Raw genomic sequence first — 18922 nt, 5'->3', positions numbered from 1 at the left:
TTATATTTTTCCTATGCGATGCCGCATCCGTCTCTCTCGCATTCCTATAGCGTCATCGGCAAATAATGGTTGAGGACTTCGCGATCCGGGGATTCGAGCGGAGGGCGCCATGACCGCAATCATGTTTCTGAACATGCCTGCCGCGCTGCGCAGCATGCTCGACGCGTTGGTCAGCGCCTGGATGCGGCAGACCGCGGCGGCGGCCGAGTACGCCCGCCCGCGCCACCCAAACCATCGATCATCAGCATGATTGCCATGTCGCTAATGTATCCAGATCTTCCGAACCAGCCGACGCCGCGAAGCTCGGCCGATGCGGTCGCGCAGGGCAGCCAGCGCGCCGGCCTGGCGGCTGATCAGCCCGCGACCGCGGCCACGCCGTTTCAGCCACTCGATCCCGGCATCGTCAGTGCGTCGATTCCGGCATTCTTCATCGGCCGCAACAGGGAAGGCTTCTGGCTCGCCCGCGACGTCAAGGGACAGATCGGCGGAATTTTCCTGCTCGAAAGTTCGGCCCTGGCATTTGCCAGAAGGAATTCCCGGCCTTCGGGATGCGCGACGATATTTCCGTCCGAGCGGTTCGAACTTGATCTGGAAAATCAGGGTAATCCGTTGATCGCTTACCTTCGGCAATTGATGCGCGTTGCGATGCGTGGCCGGCGGCGAATGGCTGTCGTGACCGGCAAAATAGCGGAGGCGGTCGAGCGCCGCTTCAGGCATTTTCACGTGCCATGAATCCGACCGAGCGGAGGACTTCCGCGCCCCGCGATCGATCAGTTCGTGATCCCCTTCACTCCGCGGCGGTGCGCATCTCGATGCGCTCGGCTTTGACCGCGCAGAACTTGAATTCGGGAATCTTCCCGAACGGATCGAGCGCCGGGTTGGTCAGCAGGTTGGCCGCGGCTTCCGCGTAGCAGAACGGCATGAACACCATGTTCTCCGGCACGTCGCGGTCGGAGCGCACCTTGATTTCGACCGCGCCGCGCCGCGTTTCCAGCCGGATGAAATCACCGGGGCGCACGCTCATTCGCCGCATGTCCTTGGGCGACATGAACGCCACCGCCTCCGGCTCGATCTGGTCGAGCACGAGCGAGCGCCGCGTCATCGAACCGGTGTGCCAGTGTTCGAGCACACGGCCGGTGGACAGCACCATCGGATATTCGTGGTCGGGCAGTTCGTCCGGTGGCAGCACATGCGCCGGCACGATCTTGCCGCGACCGCTCTCGGTCGGGAAACCCGTGGTGAAGATGATCTCGTTGCCGGGCTTGTGCGGATCGTCGACCGGATAGGTCACCGCGCCCTCGCGCACCAGCCGCTCCCAGGTAATGTTCTTCAGCGACGGCATCACCTCAGTCATTTCGGTAAACACCTCGTCCGGACCGCTGTAATTCCAGGGCAATCCCATGCGCTTGGCGATCTCCTGGATGATCCACAGATCCTGCCGCGCGTCGCCGGGCGGCTTGATCACCTCGCGCGCGAGCTGGACGCGGCGGTCGGTGTTGGTGAAGGTGCCGGACTTTTCCGCGAACGCGGACGCTGGCAGGATCACGTCGGCATGAAACGCGGTCTCGGTGACGAACAGGTCCTGCACCACCAGATGATCGAGTTTGGCCAGCGCCTCGCGTGCGTGCTGCAGGTCGGGATCCGACATCGCCGGATTCTCGCCCTCGATATACATGCCCGTAATCTCGCCGGCATGAATCGCGTTGATGATCTCGACCACGGTGAGGCCGCGAACCGGATCGAGATCCTGATGCCAGAGCTTTTCGAAAGGCGCGCGCAGATCGGTGCGACCGACCGGCTGATAATCCGGCAGGAACATCGGGATCAGCCCCGCATCGGACGCACCCTGCACGTTGTTCTGGCCACGCAGCGGATGCAGGCCCGTGCCGGGGCGGCCGACCTGGCCGGTGATCAGCGCGAGCGCGATCAGGCAGCGCGCATTGTCGGTGCCGTGGACATGCTGGCTGATGCCCATGCCCCAGAAGATGATCGATGCCTTGGCGCGGGCGTACATCCGCGCCACTTCGCGCAGGGTCTCCGCCGGGATGCCGCAGATCGGCTCCATCTTCTCCGGTGTGAAATCCGTGATCCTGGCCTTCAGGTCATCATAACCCTCAGTGTAGCCGGCGATGTACTGCTCGTCGGTGAGCCCCTCGGTGATGATGGTGTTGATCATCGCGTTGAGCATCGCGACGTCACTGCCCGGCTTGAACGCCAGGTGCCTGTAGGCATGGCGCGACAGCGCCTGCCTGCGCGGGTCCATCACGATCAGCTTGGCGCCGCGCTTGGCCGCGTTCTTGATGAAGGTTGCCGCAACCGGATGGTTGACGGTCGGATTGGCGCCGATCACGATGATCACCTCGGCGTCCATCGCAGCCGAAAACGGCGCCGACACCGCGCCCGAGGCCAGACCTTCGAACAAGGCTGCGACCGACGAGGCGTGGCACAGCCGCGTGCAGTGATCGACATTGTTGGAGCCGAAGCCGGTGCGCACCAGCTTCTGGAACAGATAGGCTTCCTCGTTCGAGCCTTTTGCGGAGCCGAAACCGGCGAGCGCCTTGACGCCCTTTTCATCGCGGATTTTCACCAAGCCGCCTGCGGCAATATCGAGCGCCTCTTCCCACGACGCCTCGCGGAAATGGGTAAACGGATTGGCAGGATCGACCTGGTCGTTGGCGTCCTTTTTCGCGTTCGGCAACCGCACCAGCGGCTTTGTCAGGCGATGCGGGTGGTGGATGTAGTCGAAGCCGAAGCGGCCCTTGACGCAGAGCCGGTTGTGATTGGCCGGGCCGTCGCGGCCTTCGGCGTAGATCACCTTCTCGTCCTTGACCTGATAGGTGACCTGACAGCCGACGCCGCAGAACGGGCAGAGCGAATCCACCTTCCTGTCGGCATAGGTGACGCGGGTCTGGTTCTCGTCCAGCATCACCGCCGGCATCAGCGCGCCGGTCGGGCAGGCCTGCACGCATTCACCGCAGGCGACGCAGGTCGATTCCCCCATCGGATCGTCGAAATCGAACACGATCTTGGAATCGTGATTGCGATAGGCCATGCCGATGACGTCGTTGACCTGGACCTCGCGGCAGGCCCGCACGCACAGGCCGCACTGGATGCAGGAATCGAGATTGACGCGCATCGCCGGATGGCTGGCGTCGCCCTGCCAGCGCTCGGCGGCGGGGAAGCGGCTTTCGGTCACCTCGACCTTCTCGGCCCAGTGCCAGAATTTCGAATCGGGATCGTGCGAGGTTTCGCGCGCCGGCTGATCGGCGACCAGAAGCTCCATCACCATTTTCTGCGCCGCGACCGCGCGGCTGCTCGACGATTTCACCTTCATGCCGACGCTCGGCGTACGCTTGCAGGAAGCCGCCAGCACGCGTTCGCCCTCGATCTCCACCATGCAGGCGCGGCAGTTGCCGTCGGGCCGGTAGTCCGGTTCGGGCGAGTAGCACAGATGCGGAATTTCGCGGCCCTGGCGCTTTGCAACCTGCCAGATGGTTTCGCCGTTGATGGCCTCGACCTGCTTGCCGTCGAGTTCGAACTGGATCTTGGTCATTCCGCAGCTTCCTTCGGCACGAATTCTTCCGGGAAATACTTAATAACCGTGGTCAGCGGATTCGAGGCCGCCTGGCCGAGACCGCAGATCGAGGCGTCGCGCATCGCCTGACTCAATTCGTCGAGCAGTTCGCGGTTCCAGACCGGCCTTTCCATCAACAGCGCCGCCTTCTGGGTGCCGACGCGGCAGGGCGTGCACTGGCCGCAGCTTTCGTCCTCGAAGAACCTCATCAGGTTCAGCGCCGCGCCCTTCACGCTGTCCTGTTCGGACAGGATGATGACCGCCGCGGAACCGATGAAGCAGCCGTATTTTTCCAGCGTGCCGAAGTCGAGCGGGATATTGTCCATCGACGCCGGCAGGATGCCGCCGGACGCACCGCCCGGCAGATAGGCATGGAACGCATGGCCTTCCGCCATGCCGCCGCAGAACTCGTCAATCAATTCGCGCACCGTGATGCCGGCCGGCGCCAGCTTCATGCCGGGATTCTTGACCCGTCCTGACACCGAATAGCTGCGCAGGCCGTGGCGTTCGTTGCGGCCATGGCTCTTCCACCAGTCCGCGCCCTTCTCCACGATGTCGCGCACCCACCACAGCGTCTCGATATTGTTGATCAGCGTCGGCAGTCCGAACAGTCCGACCTGGAACGGGTACGGCGGCTTGTGCCGCGGCAATCCACGCTTGCCTTCGATGCTTTCCAGAAGCGAGGATTCCTCGCCGCAGATATAGGCGCCGGCGCCGCGCCGCAGATACAGCCGCGGCCCGCCCGGCGGCAGCTTTGCGATCTCGCATTCGAGGATTTGGCGCGAGGCCGGATATTCGTCGCGGATGTAGATATAGATGTCGGGCGCCTCGACGACATGCGCGCCGATCAGCATGCCCTCGAGAAAACGGTGCGGATCGGTCTCGAGATAATAGCGATCCTTGAACGTTCCGGGCTCGCCCTCGTCGCCATTGACGGCCATCAGCCGCGGGCCGGGCTCGCCGAGCACCGCGCGCCATTTTCGTCCCGTCGGAAAGCCCGCGCCGCCGAGACCGCGCAAGGACGCGTCGTCGAGCGACTTCAGCAGATCTTCCTTTTTCAATTTGCCCGAACGCAGCCGGTTCAACAGCGAGTAGCCGCCGCCGGCCACGTAGGCGTCGTAATCGACATAGTCTGGCAGATGGGCGTGGGTATCGCCGCTGTTTGCCGCCGCCAGCACGCTTGCGACGCTGGCGTGGTCGACAAAGTGATGGCCGACCTCGGCCGCCGGCGCGGTGTCGCAGCGACCGACGCAGGGCGCGCGCACCACGCGGATGCCGGGACCCGCGGCGTTCTGCAATTCATGCAACAGCTTTTCCGCGCCCAGCATCGCGCAAGTGAGCGAATCGCAGACCCGAATGGTCAAGGGCGCGACATCGGGCTCGCCCTCCTTCACCACGTCGAAATGGGCGTAGAACGTCGCGGTTTCGAACACTTCCGCGAACGAGAGCTGCATCTCGTCAGCGAGCGCGGCGAGATGGGCGGCGGAAATCTGACGATATTTGTCCTGGATCAGATGCAGATACTCGATCAGGAGATCGCGCCGCCGCGGCTGGTCGCCGAGCAAGAGCTCAATCTCGTGCGCGGCGGTCGGATCGATCTGGCGTCCCTTGGGGGTCGACTTCGCGCGCTTGCGTCCCTCGCCGGGATGTTCGAACGGGCGGACCTTTTGAACGTCATGACTCATCGAAACGTCTCGTTCCTGCCGTGGCGGTCGGCGGCTAGCTTCTGCGGTGCAATCCTAATCGGTGGCATGCCAGATGCCAAGCGCAATTATGTAGCCGCAGGAAGCATTTAAGGGGCACGCAGCCTCGCTGTCGTGCCCCCTTTGGTGGTCGATTCCAGCAAGCCGCCGGCTTCAGGTCTTGTCCATGCAGTCGCCAATGTAGAACCAGCGGTCATCGCCGACCAGTCCCTTTGCCTTCACCTCTTTGCGACAGGCCCTGAGCTTGCCCTTGTTGGCAAGCCACTTGGCCTTCATCTCTTTCAGCTTCTCGGCCGTCAGCTTCATCCGCGAAGACTTTGCGGCGGCCGGAGCAGCGCCCGCCGCCGGCGCCGGGGTGGTCTGGGCCGAGACAGTGTGAACGCTGCCCGCGACAAGCAGCAGGGCGACGAGACAGGCAATGATGCGAAGCATGGGAATCCCCTTGGGTCATTTCTTCGATTGATTGAAGAGGCAAATGCGCGGGACGCAATCGGTTGGCGTCCCGCGGTGATGGAACGGCGATCAGAATATCTTCATCGCGCTTTCCAGTGTTTTCCACACACCCCAGCCGAGCGGGATGCCGACAAAGGCCCAGAACAGCGCGGCCCTGACGTCCAACCCGCCCCTGCCTATGCCAAATGAGCCATGCTGTATCGCAGCCTCGCTCTTCGCGCTCGCCGACTGCAGCTTCGCCACCTCGTCGGCACTCATGTGCCATTTGTGGTCGACCGGCTTGATCAGGTAGTTGCAGACCAATCCGGCGATCAGCATCGCGCACAGGATATACATGGTGGTGTTATAGAGCTGATCGCGGGGCACGCCGGCCGCGAGCTGGAACTCGCGGATATAATTGACCACGACCGGGCCGATGATACCGGCGGTCGACCACGCCGTCAGCAAGCGCCCGTGAATCGCGCCCACGAACTGCGTTCCGAACATATCGGCGAGATAGGCCGGCACGGTGGCGAAGCCGCCGCCATACATCGACAGGATGACGCAGAATGCGCTGACAAACAGCAGTTTCGAGCCCATGTCGGCGAAGGTCGGCGCCAACGCATAGAGCGCGATGCCGAGCAGGAAGAACACGTAGTAGGTGTTCTTGCGGCCGATATAATCCGACAGCGACGCCCAGAACACCCGGCCGCCAATGTTGAACAGCGACAGCAGGCCGGCAAAGCCGGCGGCGATCGCGGCGATCGCGGCCTTCTGCTCGACGCCAAGTGCGTTGAACTTCACACCTGGCAGACCGATCAGGTTGCCGGCGAAGATCTCCTGCAACATCGGAGAGGCCATGCCGATCACACCGATGCCGGCCGAAACATTCAGGCAGAGCACCCACCAGATCAGCCAGAATTGCGGCGTCTTGTGCGCGTTGTCGAGATGGACGTGGTTCTGCGAAATCATCGCATTGGCTTTCGCGGGCGGCGTCCAGCCTTCAGGCTGCCAGCCGGCCGGCGACACGCGATAGGCAAAGGCACCGATCATCATGAATACGAAATAGATCACGCCCATGGTGGCGAAGGTCTCCCAGACACCGACCGAGGTCGGCGTCTTGAAGTAGTTGATCAGGATATTCGCCAGCGGCGCGCCGATCATGGCGCCGCCGCCGAAACCTCCGATGGCAAAACCGGTCGCCATGCCGCGGTGGTCGGGGAACCACTTGATCAGCGTCGACACCGGTGAGATGTAACCGAGGCCGAGACCGACACCGCCGATGACACCGGCCCCTAACCACATGATCCACAGCTGATGCACGTAAACGCCGAAGGCGCCGATCAACAGGCCGCCGGCCCAGCACAGCGCCGCGACGACGCCGGCCTTGCGGGGACCGACGCGTTCAAGCCAGCCGCCCCAGATCGCGGCCGACACGCCCAGCAGCACGAAGAACAGCGTAAACATCCAGCCGAGGCTCGCCACCTTCCAGTCGCAGGTGGTGGTGAACAGCTCCTGCCATAGCGACATGTCCGGGCACGCCTTTGGGGCCGAGAGCCCGACCGCGCGCGACAGCGGCAGCCAGAACACGCTAAATCCATAGGCCATGCCGATGCACAGATGAATGCAAAGCGCGGCCGGCGGCACCAGCCAGCGATTGAAGCCTGCTTTTGCGATCGTGTGCTCGCGATCGAGAATTCCCGTCCCACCGCCGGACATCGTCCCTGCGCCGCTAATTGTCGTCATCAAGCCCTCCCCTACAGCGACCCTTGCCGGGCACGTCTGTCGTCCACGTTTGCGGTTGTCCTATACTCTAAATTTCCTCGCAGCGTGCCAATCCCGCATTGCTGCTCCGCAGCAATTCTTCAACGCGCCCAGATCGCAAAGGCGCATTGGCGAATTCTGACCCGTGCTGCAACAAGTTATGCCCACTAACAGCCCACTCCGGCGCCCGCTGATTTTCGAGCCACAGCGCCCGCACCCGAAGACACGACTTCACCTCCGCAACCCCTCACGAAGATGACGAATTGGGGCAGAAGCCCGGCCCGATGTCGATAGGCAAAAGGTAGCGATAGCCGCCGTACGAGCCGGTTCCGGGTGCGTCTAACTGTCCCGGTTTCAGTTCGACCCAGCACGCGACGGCCCATTCGCAATCTCAATAGGGCCATTTGCCTTTTCAATCATGAACACGACGCGGTGCTCGGCGCGCTCCGTGATCTCGACCCTGTCGCCGGTCTCCCGGATCAGGTTCGGGATATCGATTACCGACAGCGGATCGGTGCAATGGACCTCCAGAAGGTCCCCTGGCGACAGCGCCTTCAGCGCCTTGCGCGTCTTCAAGGCCGGCAACGGGCATTTGAGGCCGGTGAGGTCGAGTTTCGTCGTGGTCATGACCCATCTTCGGCGAACCGGCGTCGCATCGTCAACGGACAAAGCAGGCGGATGAATCTCACATCAGGCTCGCATAGCTAAGAAATCCAACCGTCTGCCCCGGGGCGACCTGCGTGATCTCCTCGCCAAGCTCGACCAACCCGTCGGTGTCCACCAGCGACGACAACAGGCCGGCGCCCTCGCGCGGGAATTTGGTCGCCTCGAGCCTGCCGTCGTCCATCTTGTGGAGACTGACCCGCACATATTCGCGGCGGGCAATCTTCTTCTTGTAGGTGAACGCGGCGCGCACCGGCATCGGAATCAAAGGCAGCGGCTGGGCGCCCGACAGCGCCAGCACGGTCGGCCGCACCACGTGGACGAAGGTGACAAAACTCGCCACCGGATTTCCCGGCAGTCCGATGAATGGCGTGCCGCCGATGATCCCCATGGCGACGGGACGTCCCGGTTTGATCGCCATCCGCCACAGCACCAGCGTGCCGACATCTTCGACGGCGGCCTTGACGTGGTCTTCCTCGCCGGTCGAAACGCCGCCGCTGGTGAGAATCAGATCGTTGGTTCCGGCGGCTTTCTTCAAGCCCTGCGCCAGCGCCCCGCGATCATCGCGCAAAATGCCGAGATCGCGGACCTCACAGCCCAGCCGTGCCAGCATCGCCATCAGCATGAAGCGATTGGAGTCATACAATTGCGCTGATTGGCGCGGGTCGCCCGGCGACACCAGTTCGTTACCGGTCGAGAACACCGCGACCCGGATGCGACGCCGCACGTCGATCTGCGTCAGGCCGAACGCGGCCGCGAGTGCTATGTCCTGCGGCCGCAGCCGCAGGCCGGCTCCGAGCGCGGCAGCCCCGAGCTGGATGTCTTCGCCCACGGGGCGCACGTTGGCGCCAGGCCTCAAACCCGCCGGCACAACCACCTTGCCGGCTGCATCGACGCGAACATCCTCCTGCATGAACACGGTATCGGCTCCTTCCGGCATCGGAGCGCCGGTAAAAATTCGGGCGGCGTGGCCCGGCTTGACCGGTTCTCCCGCCGAAGCGCCGGCCTGAATGCGACCCGACACCGGGAACGCGGCTTCCTCCCGAAGCGGAAGATCGCTGCTCCGTACCGCATAGCCGTCGACGGCGGAATTGGTGAACGGCGGCAGGGGCAAGGATGCGGAAATATCGCCAGCGAGAATGCGCCCATCGGCCTTCTCGAGCGGCACGGCCTCGATCTCATCTACCGCGCTTACACGGGTGGCGATGATCGCGACGGCTTCATCGACCGACATCATCGGTCCGCCGAAGGCAAAGCAATCGTCGGACAGTTGCGCCATGTGGTCTCTCAGGCCTCGCTGACGCTCGCCGCCAGCACGTCTTCCACTGATATCGCGAACTTTTGCATCATAGCGGCGATGGCCGGGATGTCATCGAGATGGGCAACCGGCAGCGCGGTTTCCAGGGTTGCGTCGGTTGCAATGCCGGCAATGGCGGGGTCGTCAGGGAACAGCAGCGCTTTGCCGTTGGCTATCCGATGCACCTCGATCTTGCGATGCGGCTCGGACTTGAAGCCTTCGACGACAACAAGATCGACCCGCGACATCTTGCCAAGCAGTTCCGGCAGCCGCGGCTCGGCGGCGCCGCGCAGTTCGTGCATCAGGGCCCAGCGCTTGCCGGACGACACCAGCACTTCCTCGGCACCCGACTGCCGATGTATCCAGGAATCCTTGCCCGGCACGTCCACATCGAAACTATGGTGGGCGTGCTTGATCACGGAGATGCGAAGCCCCTGTTTCAGGAAATGCGGGATGACACGCGCCAGCAGCGTCGTCTTGCCGGCGCCGCTCCATCCTGCCAGGCCAATCACTTTCATCACTTTCTCCGAACCGCAGACGGAACCGGGCGATGTTCAGCCCTGACGTGCTTTATATCGGCTAACAGCCGTTGTCATGCTAACCTGCCGTTATGACCAAGATCGACAAAACCCCGGTCCCTCTGATCCTGCCAAATCCAGGGGATCCGCGGCTGACCGAACGCGTCACCGGGACCGATCAGACCGGCGCGACGGTCGAGATCAACGTGCCGGTGGAGCGGCCGCTGACGCTTTACCTGAACGCGCAGGAGATCGTCACCATGATGACGATCGGCGATTACCCGGAATATCTCGCGCTCGGCTATCTGCTCAATCAGAACATGCTTAAATATGACGACGTCGTCACCGGGGTCGAATATTACGACGATCTGCAGGTCGTGGTGGTGCGCACCGAGCACCACACCAATTTCGAACAGAAATTGAAGAAGCGCACGCAGACCTCGGGCTGCGCGCAGGGCACGGCGTTCGGCGATCTGCTGGAGGCGGTGGAAAACGTCGCGCTGCCCAGGGCCGAACTGCGCACCTCCTGGCTCTATCAGATGACGCACGCGATCAACACCATGCCCTCGCTCTATCTTGAAGCCGGCGCCATCCACGGCTGCGTGCTGTGCAAGGAAGGCACGCCGGTCTGCTACACCGAAGATGTCGGCCGCCACAACGCAGTCGACAAGATCGCGGGCTGGATCTATCGCCACGGCGTCGATCCCGCCGACAAGATCCTCTACACCACCGGGCGGCTGACTTCCGAAATGATCATCAAGACGGTGCGGATGGGCATTCCGATCCTGGTTTCGCGCTCCGGATTCACCGCCTGGGGGGTCGATCTGGCGCGGCAGGTCGGGTTGACGCTGGTCGGCCGCGCGCGAGGAAAGCGGTTCATCGCGCTGTCGGGCCAGGAGCGCATCGTCTACGACCAGAATCTCGCTTTCGTCGAAGACGAGTCGGCGCGGCACAAGCGCAAGGGCGCCGAACGTGACGAGTGAATTTCCGCCGACGCCCGGGGTGCTGCTGGCCGGCGGTCTGGCGCGGCGGATGGGCGGCGGCGACAAGCCGATGCGCCGGATCGGCGGCCGCACGATCCTGGAGCGCGTAATCGCCCGGCTCAAGCCGCAATGCGACCGGCTTATCCTCAACGCCAATGGCGATCCGGCGCGGTTTGCAAGCTTTGGCTTGCCGGTCATTCCCGATTCGGTGGCGGATTTTCCCGGTCCGCTGGCCGGCATTCTCGCCGGCCTCGATTGGGCCGCGGCGAACCGGCCCGAAGTTTCCTTTGTGTTGAGCGCGGCGGCGGATTGTCCGTTCCTGCCGCGCGACCTCGTCGCACGCCTGCACCGGGCCCGAGCAGAACAGAACGCGCAGCTCGCGGTCGCAGCCTCCGGCGGACAGTCGCATCCGGTGATCGGACTATGGAGCGTCGCGTTGCGCGAGGAGCTTCGCCACGCGCTGGTGGTCGAAGACGTCAGAAAGATCGACCGCTGGACCGCGCGCTACAAACTCGCCACCGTGACATGGCCGGTCGAGCCGCTCGATCCGTTCTTCAACGCCAACACCGTGGACGATATCGCGGAGGCGGAACGGCTGGCGGCGCTGGACGGGAGCTAGGACTCTTCGCTCGTCATTCCGGGATGCGCCACCGAACTCGGGTTTACCCGAGTTCGGCAATATCATTGTCCAAGTCGGCAACAGCCGACTTGGATGCGCAGGCCCGGAATCCATACTCCCGATTGTGGTTATGGATTCCGGGCTCGCTCGTTTCACTCGCGCCCCGGAATGACGAGCGCTAGACTCACGCCGGCCGAAACCCCGCTTGCTTCAGCGCCGCGCGGGTTTCCTCCGACGCCAGCGCGTCCAGGAACGCCTGCACCGCCGGGCGCTGCTTTCGCGCCGTAACCAGCGCTAAATCGTAGTGCTCTTCGGCGAGCGCAATGAAGCCCAAGCCCGAGGCATGGGCGACCGGCGCGATCGTCATGCCCCAATCGGCGCGGGCTTGCGCGATTGCCGCAGCGACCGCGTTGTGGGACTTCGGCTGGTTCCAGTAGCCGTCGGGGCGCGCCTCGCCGAGCAGCCGGTCGATCAGGATGCGGGTGCCGGCGCCCTGATTGCGGTTGACCATGGTGCAGCCGGGATCGGCGAGCGCGGCGCGCACCGCAGCCTGCGCGCTCAATCCCTCGAACCGCGCATCGCCGGCACGAAACACGATGCCCTGCATCCGCCGCCAGCCCGGCACCAGTTCCAGGCCGTCGCTGAGGAACGGCGTGTTGTAGGTTTCGGACTTTTCGTCAAACAGATGGATCGGCGCGATGTCGCACTCGCCGCGTTTGGCCGCGGCGAGGCCGCCAAGGCTGCCGACCGCGATCGAGCGCACCACAAGACCTGCGCGTGCCAGCGGCGCGGTGACGAGATCGAGCCCGGTGCAATGGCTGCCGACAATCACCAGATCAGGCACCCGCACATGCGGCGTGAACAGCGTCACCTCGGCCTCGCTACCTGCCGCCATCTGGTCGGCCAGCGCATCGATCTTCAGGAATCCATCGGCCTGCGCGAACGAGGTGATGGCGCCGCTTCCCTTGCCGGAGGGATAGGCGATCAATCCTTCCGTGCCATCGACCAGCGACACCATGACGAATTCGGTGCGGCCGAGTTCCGATGCAATCCGCACCGGCACTTTGGCTGTGACCTTGGCATCGGATCGCGGCGGCAGGCCCGCCATCCGCCGCAACACCGGCACGATCATGTCGTGGAAGGTGAACATCGCCGAGGTCGGGAAACCCGGCAGGATCACCACCGGCTTGCCGTCGCAGACCGCAAGACACAGCGGCTTGCCCGGCTTGAGCGCGACGCCATGCGCGATGATGCCGGGTTTCCCCAGCCGGGCGATGATGCGGTGGGATACATCGCCGGCGCCCTTCGAGGTGCCGCCGGAGAGCACCAGCATATCGGAAGTCGCAAGCGCCTTGCGCATCGCGGCCTCTAACTGTTGCTCGTCGTCGGCAATGGCGCCGAGAAATACCGCCTCGCCGCCGTTCTCGTGGATCGCCGCGCTGACGATCGCGCCATTGGTGTCGTAAATCGCAGCCGGGCGCAGCATCTCGCCAGGTTGCACCAACTCGTCGCCGGTGGAGATCACCGCCACGCGCGGCCGGCGCACGACCGACACCTGCGCGATCCCGCAGGCCGCGCACATGCCGATCTCGCGCGAGCCGATCACGGTGCCGGCGCGCAGCACCGCCTCGCCGCGCGCGATGTCGGAACCGGCATAGGATACGAATTGACCGGGCGAGGCGGCGCGGCGGATGTCGATCGCGCTGATACCAACGGGGTGGGTATGCTCGACCATGACGATGGCGTCGGCGCCGCGCGGCAATGGGCCGCCGGTGGAGATCGACGTCGCGGTACCCGACAGCACCGGCCTGCTCGGCGCGGTGCCGCAGCCGATGACTTCGTCGTTCAGCACGAAACGAACCGGGCTCGCTTCGGAGGCCGAAGCGAGATCGGCGGAACGCACCGCAAAGCCATCGACATTGGAGCGATCGAACGGCGGCACGTCGACGTCAGCCACGATATCGCGCGCCAGGGGATAGCCGAGCGCAGCCGCCAACAGCCGCGCTTCGGCGGGCATCGCGCGCGGAAACAGGGCGGCTTCGAAACGCACCAGCGCTTCCTCGCGCGTCAGGATGGTCAGGAACTGGTCCTGATCCCTGCTGTCACGGATTTTCGGCACGGAAACGCTGGTCATGTCGGAACTCATATCCGTCAGTCCCGCATGATATAGGCATCGACCGGCGTGCCCGCAGCGAACCCCTCGGACCCGCCGGGCACCACGAGCCGTCCGTCTGCTCGGGCGATGGCCGCAAGCGAGAGGTCGCCCACCGCGAGCGGCATCCAGCTTTCATCCGCTCTCTCGAGCAGGACCATTTCGGCGATGCCGATGTTTGACGCGATCTTGCGGGCCAGCGGCAACGTTTGCCGCCGTCGGCCCTCGCGACCGGACAACCGGTCCAGCGCGGCCAGCGCCAGCGTCCACCACGCCCCGAGCGCCTGATCCGGCGCGCCCGGCAGCGCCAGAACGGGAGCGTCTCCGATCCGGCCGATCGCCGAGGTTCGTCCGGGCTGCAGCGCGAGGCCATGCGCGACAACCTCGCCCCGCTTCGCCAGCGCCGAGATCACCGCATCGCTGCGGCCGACTCCGGTGCCGCCGATCGTCACCAGCAGATCGCATGCGACTGTATCGAGCGCTCCGGCGATCGGCGCGGCCTCGCGTCCGGTGGCCGCAGAGCAGACGATTTCAGCGCCTTCCGCGCGCGCGGCTTCGCAAATCAATTGCGCGGTCAACGTCTCGCCCGCACGCGCGGGAATATTGACGATACGCAGGCGCGGACGGCGCACGTTCAGTCGATGCAGGCCCGCGGCGCGGGCGATCAAAAGATCGCGCCGGCGAACGCGCCGACCGGCGGCGATCACGGGGGCTCCGTCGGCGATATCTCCACCGGTGCGGCGCACCCCCTGCCCCGGTGTGGCTTCCGTCAGCACCTGGACCATCGGACCTGTCCGATCGACGGAATCGGAATCCACGACGCAATCGCAATGCTCCGGCATCGGCTCGCCGGCCTCGACCCAGACCGGCGACGCAGAAAGCGGCAACGGCGAATAGGACGAAGCGCCGACGAGATCGCGGGCGCGCAAGGCCCAACCGTCGGCGGTTGCGACATCGCGCGACGGAAGCGGCTGCAGCGGCGGCATTTCGGCAGCCGTGCGGCCCAGCGCGTCCACAAGCGCAAGCTCGACCGGCGCGACCGGCGCGAGGCGGTGCAGCAACGCGGCGAGCGCCACATCAAGCGGAGTAAGCGAGGCCGGCAGGCGCTGGGGCGGAGTCATGGCCCGCCTATGTACTGAATCAGCCGCGAAATAGACAGCCCAATGCTGCGACGCATTGCATGGCGCATTTTGTGGAGGCTGCCTGTGTTGACGGTGTCCATCAAATGAAGGCAAAAAGGACGGGCCAGCCGAGCCAGGCTCGCGGCCAACGATACCGCCAATGCGGCTGGCGCCATGGGAGGAGCGAGATGTTTACCAAGAGCATGACCGTGGCTGGTGTCCTCGCCGCCGCGCTACTGTCCTCACCCCCGGCGCTCGCCCAGATCTCGGACGACGTGGTCAAGATCGGCGTTCTCACCGACATGAACGGGCCGGCCTCCACACCGACCGGTCAGGGATCGGTGACCGCCGCGCAAATGGCGGTGGACGATTTCGGCGGCAAGGTGCTGGGCAAGCCGATCAGCGTCATCGTCGGCGATCATCAGGACAAGCCCGACATCGGCGCCGGCATTGCGCGGCGCTGGTACGACACCGAACAGGTCGACTTGATCGTGGACGTGCCGGTATCGGCGGTAGGCCTCGCCGTGCAGAACATCGCCAACGAAAAAAAGCGGATGTTCATCGCGCATTCGACCGGCACCGCCGATTTCCACGGCAAGTTCTGCTCGCCCTATGCGATTCAATGGGTGTTCGACACCCGTGCCCTCGCCGTCGGCACGGCGCAGGAAGTGGTCAAGCGCGGCGGCGACAGCTGGTTCTTCATCACCGACGATTATGCGTTCGGCCACTCGCTCGAGAAGGACGCTTCCGCCGTGATCGTCAAGAACGGCGGCAAGGTGCTGGGCTCGGTTCGCCCGCCGTTTGCCACGCCCGATCTGTCATCGTTCATCCTGCAGGCCCAGGCCTCGAAGGCGAAAGTCATCGGCATCGCCGGCGGCCCGCCCAACAACGGCAACGAGATCAAGACCGCCGGCGAATTCGGCGTATTGAAGGGCGGCCAGCAGATGGCCGGTCTGCTGGTACTGATCACCGATATTCATGCGCTCGGTCTTCCGGTAGCCCAGGGCCTGTTGCTGACGACCTCGTTCTACTGGGACATGGATCAAAAGACCCGCGACTGGTCGATCCGCTATTTTTCCAAGATGAACCGGATGCCGACGATGTGGCAGGCCGGCGTCTATTCCTCGGTCATGCACTATCTCAACGCCGTCAAGGAGAGCGGCACCGACGAGCCGCTCAAGGTGGCAGCGAAGATGCGGGAAAAACCGATCGAGGATTTCTTTGCCCGCAACGGCCGGCTGCGCGAGGACAATCTGATGGTGCACGACCTCATGCTGGTGCAGGTCAAGAAGCCGGAAGAGTCCAAATATCCGTGGGACTATTACACGGTGCTGGCGAAGATCTCCGGAGAGGACGCGTTTGGCCCGCCCGATCCGGCGTGTCCATTGGTGAAGAAGTGACTGCGTAGCAGTCATTCCGGGATGGTCCGAAGGACCAGACCTCAGATGTGCACTTGCACGTCGGGGAATCTCGAGATTCCGGGTTCGATGCTTCGCATCGCCCCGGAATGACTCGTCCCCCTTAGGGGGTGACGAGTCATTTCACCACGCCGATTTCGCGGAAATATTTTATCACGCCGGGATGAATCAGCTCCACACCCGGCACTGCCGCAACCGTATTCGCGGCCGTGGTTTCGCAGGCCTGCGCCAGCTTCTTGCAGAACGTGGCTTCGGCGCCGTGCAGCGTACGCGCCAACCGATAGGCGACATCATCGGGAAGATCGACCCTGGTCAGGATGAAGCTCCACGATCCCATCGAATTGATCGCTGCGTTCTGGCTCGGATAGCTTCCGGCCGGAATCGTCATCGCCTTGAGAAAGGCGTGCTTGGCGCTCATCCGCGCGATCTCATCGGCGGTCGGCGCGATGAACCTGACGCCCGCGGGACTTTTCGCCAGGGTGGTGAATCCGGGATAGCCGATGCCGGCTCCCCACAGCGCCGCGACCCGTCCATCGAGCACCATCTCCGGCGCATCGCCCGCGTGATCGAGGTAGATGGATTTGAAATCCTCGTCCTGCTTCAGTCCGATCCCGTCGAGCATGTAACGCGACAGGATCGGAATGCCGGAACCCTTGGCGCCGAATGCAATCGGCTTGCCGACGAGATCCTGAATGGTCCGGTAGGGAGAATCGCCGCGCACCGCGAACATTCCGGCCGAGGAATAGATTGCGGTCAAAATCCTCAGATTGACGCGTGGCCGACCGATGCCTTCCAACGCCTGATAGAAAGATTCTCCGGCGACCAGCGCGAGATCGAGTTGGCCGGCTTCCAGCATCGGGATGTTCTCGCTGCTGCCTTTGGTGTTGCGCGGTTGAATCGACAAGGCCGGATCGGCGTCCGCCATTACTTCCGCAAAGGCGTTGCCATAAAGCGGAAAGCCGCCACCCTGCGTCGCGGTCCCCAAACTGATCGTGGTCTTTTGAATGGACTTGCCTCCATCTTGCGCTGCGGCACCGCCCGCCAACAGCAGCAGCGCACCGGCACAAACCATATCAGCGAGTTTCATCGGCGATCCTCCGGCATCCGCGTGACAGGTGGAAGACCCATGCAGGAACATGGGACAAAACGCAATGTAGGCAAATTCCGGTTTGTATGAAAGCATGCCGGTGGAGTGGATTTGACATTCGCTAGGAGTTGGCCGCGGGCTCGCAAAGCGAATGTCAAATCCAATCCACCGGAAACTTATGCTTGCTAGTGGTCCATATCATTCTAACATTCGCAAATGTGGCTCCGAAACGGGATGCGAATGTTAGAATCGGACCACTAGACGTTTGTTCCAAGGGAGCGCTCGTCATGAGTATCTTGCGCGCGGCCGTCGTCGGCACGATCTGCCTTTTGAGCCTTGCGGGCGGCGTCGTCCCGGCATCCGCGGTCGACTATCCGAATCGCCCGGTGCGCTGGCTGATCGGCTTTTCCGCCGGCGGCCCGGTCGATGTCGTGGCGCGCATCATGAGCCAGTGGCTGTCCGAGCATTTCGGCCAGCAATTCGTGGTGGAGAATCGCACCGGTTCCGGCGGCAATATCGCGGCGGCAACCGCGATCAATTCGACTCCGGACGGCTATACGCTGTTGTTCGTCGCCCCCAACAACGCGATCTCGGCCTCGCTCTACAAGCATTTGTCCTATGATTTCATCCGCGACACCGTGCCGGTCGCGAGCATCATCCAGCTGACCAACTTGCTGGTCGTCTCCAACGCCATGCCGGTCAAGACCGTTCAGGAATTCATCGACTACTGCAAGGCCAATCCGGGCAAGGTCTCCTATGCCTCGTCGGGCAACGGCACCTCCGTGCACATGTCGGCCGAATTGTTCAAGGCGATGACCGGGGTCAACATGGTGCATGTGCCCTATCGCGGATCGGCGATCGCATTTCCCGACATCATTTCCAACAAGGTGCAGTTGATCTTCGACAATCTGCCGTCGGCGCTTGAACAGTCGCGTTCCGGCACCGTGCGCGCGCTCGGCGTCACCTCGCCGCAGCGCTGGCCCGGCGTGCCCGATGTGCCCGCCATTGCCGAGACCGTGCCGGGATTCGAGTCGGTCGGTTTCTACGGCATCTCCGCGCCGAAGGGCACGCCGCCGGAGATCGTGGAAATTCTCAACAAGGCGGTGGGCGAAGCGCTGAAAGACCCCAAGGTGGTCGAGCGGCTGACTGCCATCGGCGGCATCCCGAAGCCGATGACGCCGGCCGAATTCGGCAAGCTGATAGAGGTCGAGACCGAGAAATGGCGCAAGGTGGTCGAGTTCGCCAGCGTCTCGGTGGATTGAGCCGATGCGGCGCCGGAGATCACTGCGTCATTCCGGGGCACGCCAACGGGTCCGCGCAAAGCGCGGCCCGGTGACAGGCTCCGCGCGAACCCGGAATCGCAGGATTCCCTGATGTGCAAGTGCACGTCTGAGGTCTGGCCGGGAGCCAGTGCCGGAATGAGCTCGGCAGGAACCCGGCATTGCCGGAACGCCCCCCACATTGTAAGGGGTGCCAGCACCGTTGCCTGCCGCCCCCAAGCGGCAGTTCGCGGCGGGGCCTGTAGCTCAATGGTTAGAGCCGGCCGCTCATAACGGTCTGGTTGCAGGTTCGAGTCCTGCCGGGCCCACCA

16 protein-coding genes and 1 tRNA gene are annotated in these 18922 nt (G+C 63.8%); 7 read left to right on the top strand and 10 right to left on the bottom strand.

Annotated features, from left to right (window positions below; genetic code table 11):
- Positions 1–109: 109 nt before the first annotated feature.
- A complete protein-coding gene (locus E8A46_RS23435; RefSeq protein ID WP_291566333.1) occupies positions 110–250 on the top strand; it encodes a hypothetical protein in 141 nt (46 codons plus the stop codon).
- 5 nt (positions 251–255) lie between these two features.
- Positions 256–732 carry a hypothetical protein gene (locus E8A46_RS23430; protein ID WP_291566331.1) on the top strand — a complete coding sequence of 159 codons (477 nt, stop codon included), beginning with the start codon at positions 256–258 and terminating at the stop codon, positions 730–732.
- A 55-nt stretch (positions 733–787) separates the two neighbouring features.
- Here the strand turns inward: E8A46_RS23430 and fdhF are convergent, their stop codons facing one another.
- The 7 genes from fdhF to mobB form a co-directional block, all read right to left on the bottom strand.
- Entirely contained in the window at positions 788–3553 is a 2766-nt protein-coding gene (gene fdhF, locus E8A46_RS23425; RefSeq protein ID WP_291566329.1) for a formate dehydrogenase subunit alpha, read from the bottom strand.
- Complete coding sequence (locus tag E8A46_RS23420) at positions 3550–5259, bottom strand: NADH-ubiquinone oxidoreductase-F iron-sulfur binding region domain-containing protein (protein ID WP_291566327.1); 1710 nt, start codon at positions 5257–5259, stop codon at positions 3550–3552. The genes fdhF and E8A46_RS23420 overlap by 4 nt, the downstream gene beginning before the upstream one ends.
- A gap of 171 nt (positions 5260–5430) precedes the next feature.
- Positions 5431–5709: a hypothetical protein gene (locus tag E8A46_RS23415; protein ID WP_291566325.1), complete on the bottom strand. Its 279-nt coding sequence runs from the start codon at positions 5707–5709 to the stop codon at positions 5431–5433.
- Between the two features lie 90 nt (positions 5710–5799).
- Positions 5800–7455 (bottom strand): OFA family MFS transporter, encoded by a 1656-nt coding sequence (locus E8A46_RS23410; RefSeq protein WP_291566324.1) that lies wholly within the window; start codon positions 7453–7455, stop codon positions 5800–5802.
- A gap of 372 nt (positions 7456–7827) precedes the next feature.
- A complete protein-coding gene (locus tag E8A46_RS23405; RefSeq protein WP_291566322.1) occupies positions 7828–8100 on the bottom strand; it encodes a sulfurtransferase TusA family protein in 273 nt (90 codons plus the stop codon).
- Positions 8101–8158: 58 nt separating this feature from the next.
- A complete protein-coding gene (gene glp, locus E8A46_RS23400; protein ID WP_291566319.1) occupies positions 8159–9415 on the bottom strand; it encodes a gephyrin-like molybdotransferase Glp in 1257 nt (418 codons plus the stop codon).
- Positions 9416–9423: 8 nt separating this feature from the next.
- Positions 9424–9951 (bottom strand): molybdopterin-guanine dinucleotide biosynthesis protein B, encoded by a 528-nt coding sequence (gene mobB, locus E8A46_RS23395; RefSeq protein ID WP_291566317.1) that lies wholly within the window; start codon positions 9949–9951, stop codon positions 9424–9426.
- A 92-nt stretch (positions 9952–10043) separates the two neighbouring features.
- Between mobB and E8A46_RS23390 the strand changes: the two genes are divergently transcribed.
- A complete protein-coding gene (locus E8A46_RS23390; RefSeq protein WP_291566315.1) occupies positions 10044–10934 on the top strand; it encodes a formate dehydrogenase accessory sulfurtransferase FdhD in 891 nt (296 codons plus the stop codon).
- Positions 10924–11553, top strand: a complete 630-nt coding sequence (gene mobA, locus E8A46_RS23385) for a molybdenum cofactor guanylyltransferase MobA (protein WP_291566313.1) — start codon at positions 10924–10926, stop codon at positions 11551–11553. The genes E8A46_RS23390 and mobA overlap by 11 nt, the downstream gene beginning before the upstream one ends.
- A gap of 184 nt (positions 11554–11737) precedes the next feature.
- Here the strand turns inward: mobA and E8A46_RS23380 are convergent, their stop codons facing one another.
- Together E8A46_RS23380 and E8A46_RS23375 are read right to left on the bottom strand one after the other, a co-directional pair.
- On the bottom strand, positions 11738–13687 hold the full coding sequence (locus tag E8A46_RS23380; RefSeq protein ID WP_291566311.1) for a molybdopterin biosynthesis protein: 1950 nt from the start codon (positions 13685–13687) through the stop codon (positions 11738–11740).
- A 17-nt stretch (positions 13688–13704) separates the two neighbouring features.
- Positions 13705–14826, bottom strand: a complete 1122-nt coding sequence (locus E8A46_RS23375; RefSeq protein ID WP_291566309.1) for a molybdopterin-binding protein — start codon at positions 14824–14826, stop codon at positions 13705–13707.
- Positions 14827–15014: 188 nt separating this feature from the next.
- Between E8A46_RS23375 and E8A46_RS23370 the strand changes: the two genes are divergently transcribed.
- Positions 15015–16226 (top strand): ABC transporter substrate-binding protein, encoded by a 1212-nt coding sequence (locus E8A46_RS23370; protein ID WP_291566307.1) that lies wholly within the window; start codon positions 15015–15017, stop codon positions 16224–16226.
- A gap of 136 nt (positions 16227–16362) precedes the next feature.
- On the opposite strand, the gene E8A46_RS23365 is transcribed toward E8A46_RS23370, so the two are convergent.
- On the bottom strand, positions 16363–17331 hold the full coding sequence (locus E8A46_RS23365) for a TAXI family TRAP transporter solute-binding subunit (RefSeq protein WP_291566306.1): 969 nt from the start codon (positions 17329–17331) through the stop codon (positions 16363–16365).
- Positions 17332–17618: 287 nt separating this feature from the next.
- On the opposite strand from E8A46_RS23365, the gene E8A46_RS23360 reads away from it, so the two are divergent.
- Both E8A46_RS23360 and E8A46_RS23355 read left to right on the top strand, forming a co-directional pair.
- Positions 17619–18593, top strand: coding sequence for a tripartite tricarboxylate transporter substrate binding protein (locus E8A46_RS23360; protein WP_291566304.1), 975 nt, complete (start codon positions 17619–17621; stop codon positions 18591–18593).
- Positions 18594–18846: 253 nt separating this feature from the next.
- Positions 18847–18922: transfer RNA gene (locus E8A46_RS23355), tRNA-Ile, on the top strand.

It is taken from the genome of Bradyrhizobium sp. (genome assembly GCF_004799445.1).
Taxonomy (GTDB): Bacteria; Pseudomonadota; Alphaproteobacteria; order Rhizobiales; family Xanthobacteraceae; genus Bradyrhizobium.
The sequence above is the reverse complement of the archived record's forward strand: the minus strand, read 5'-3'. Positions and strand labels throughout refer to the sequence as shown.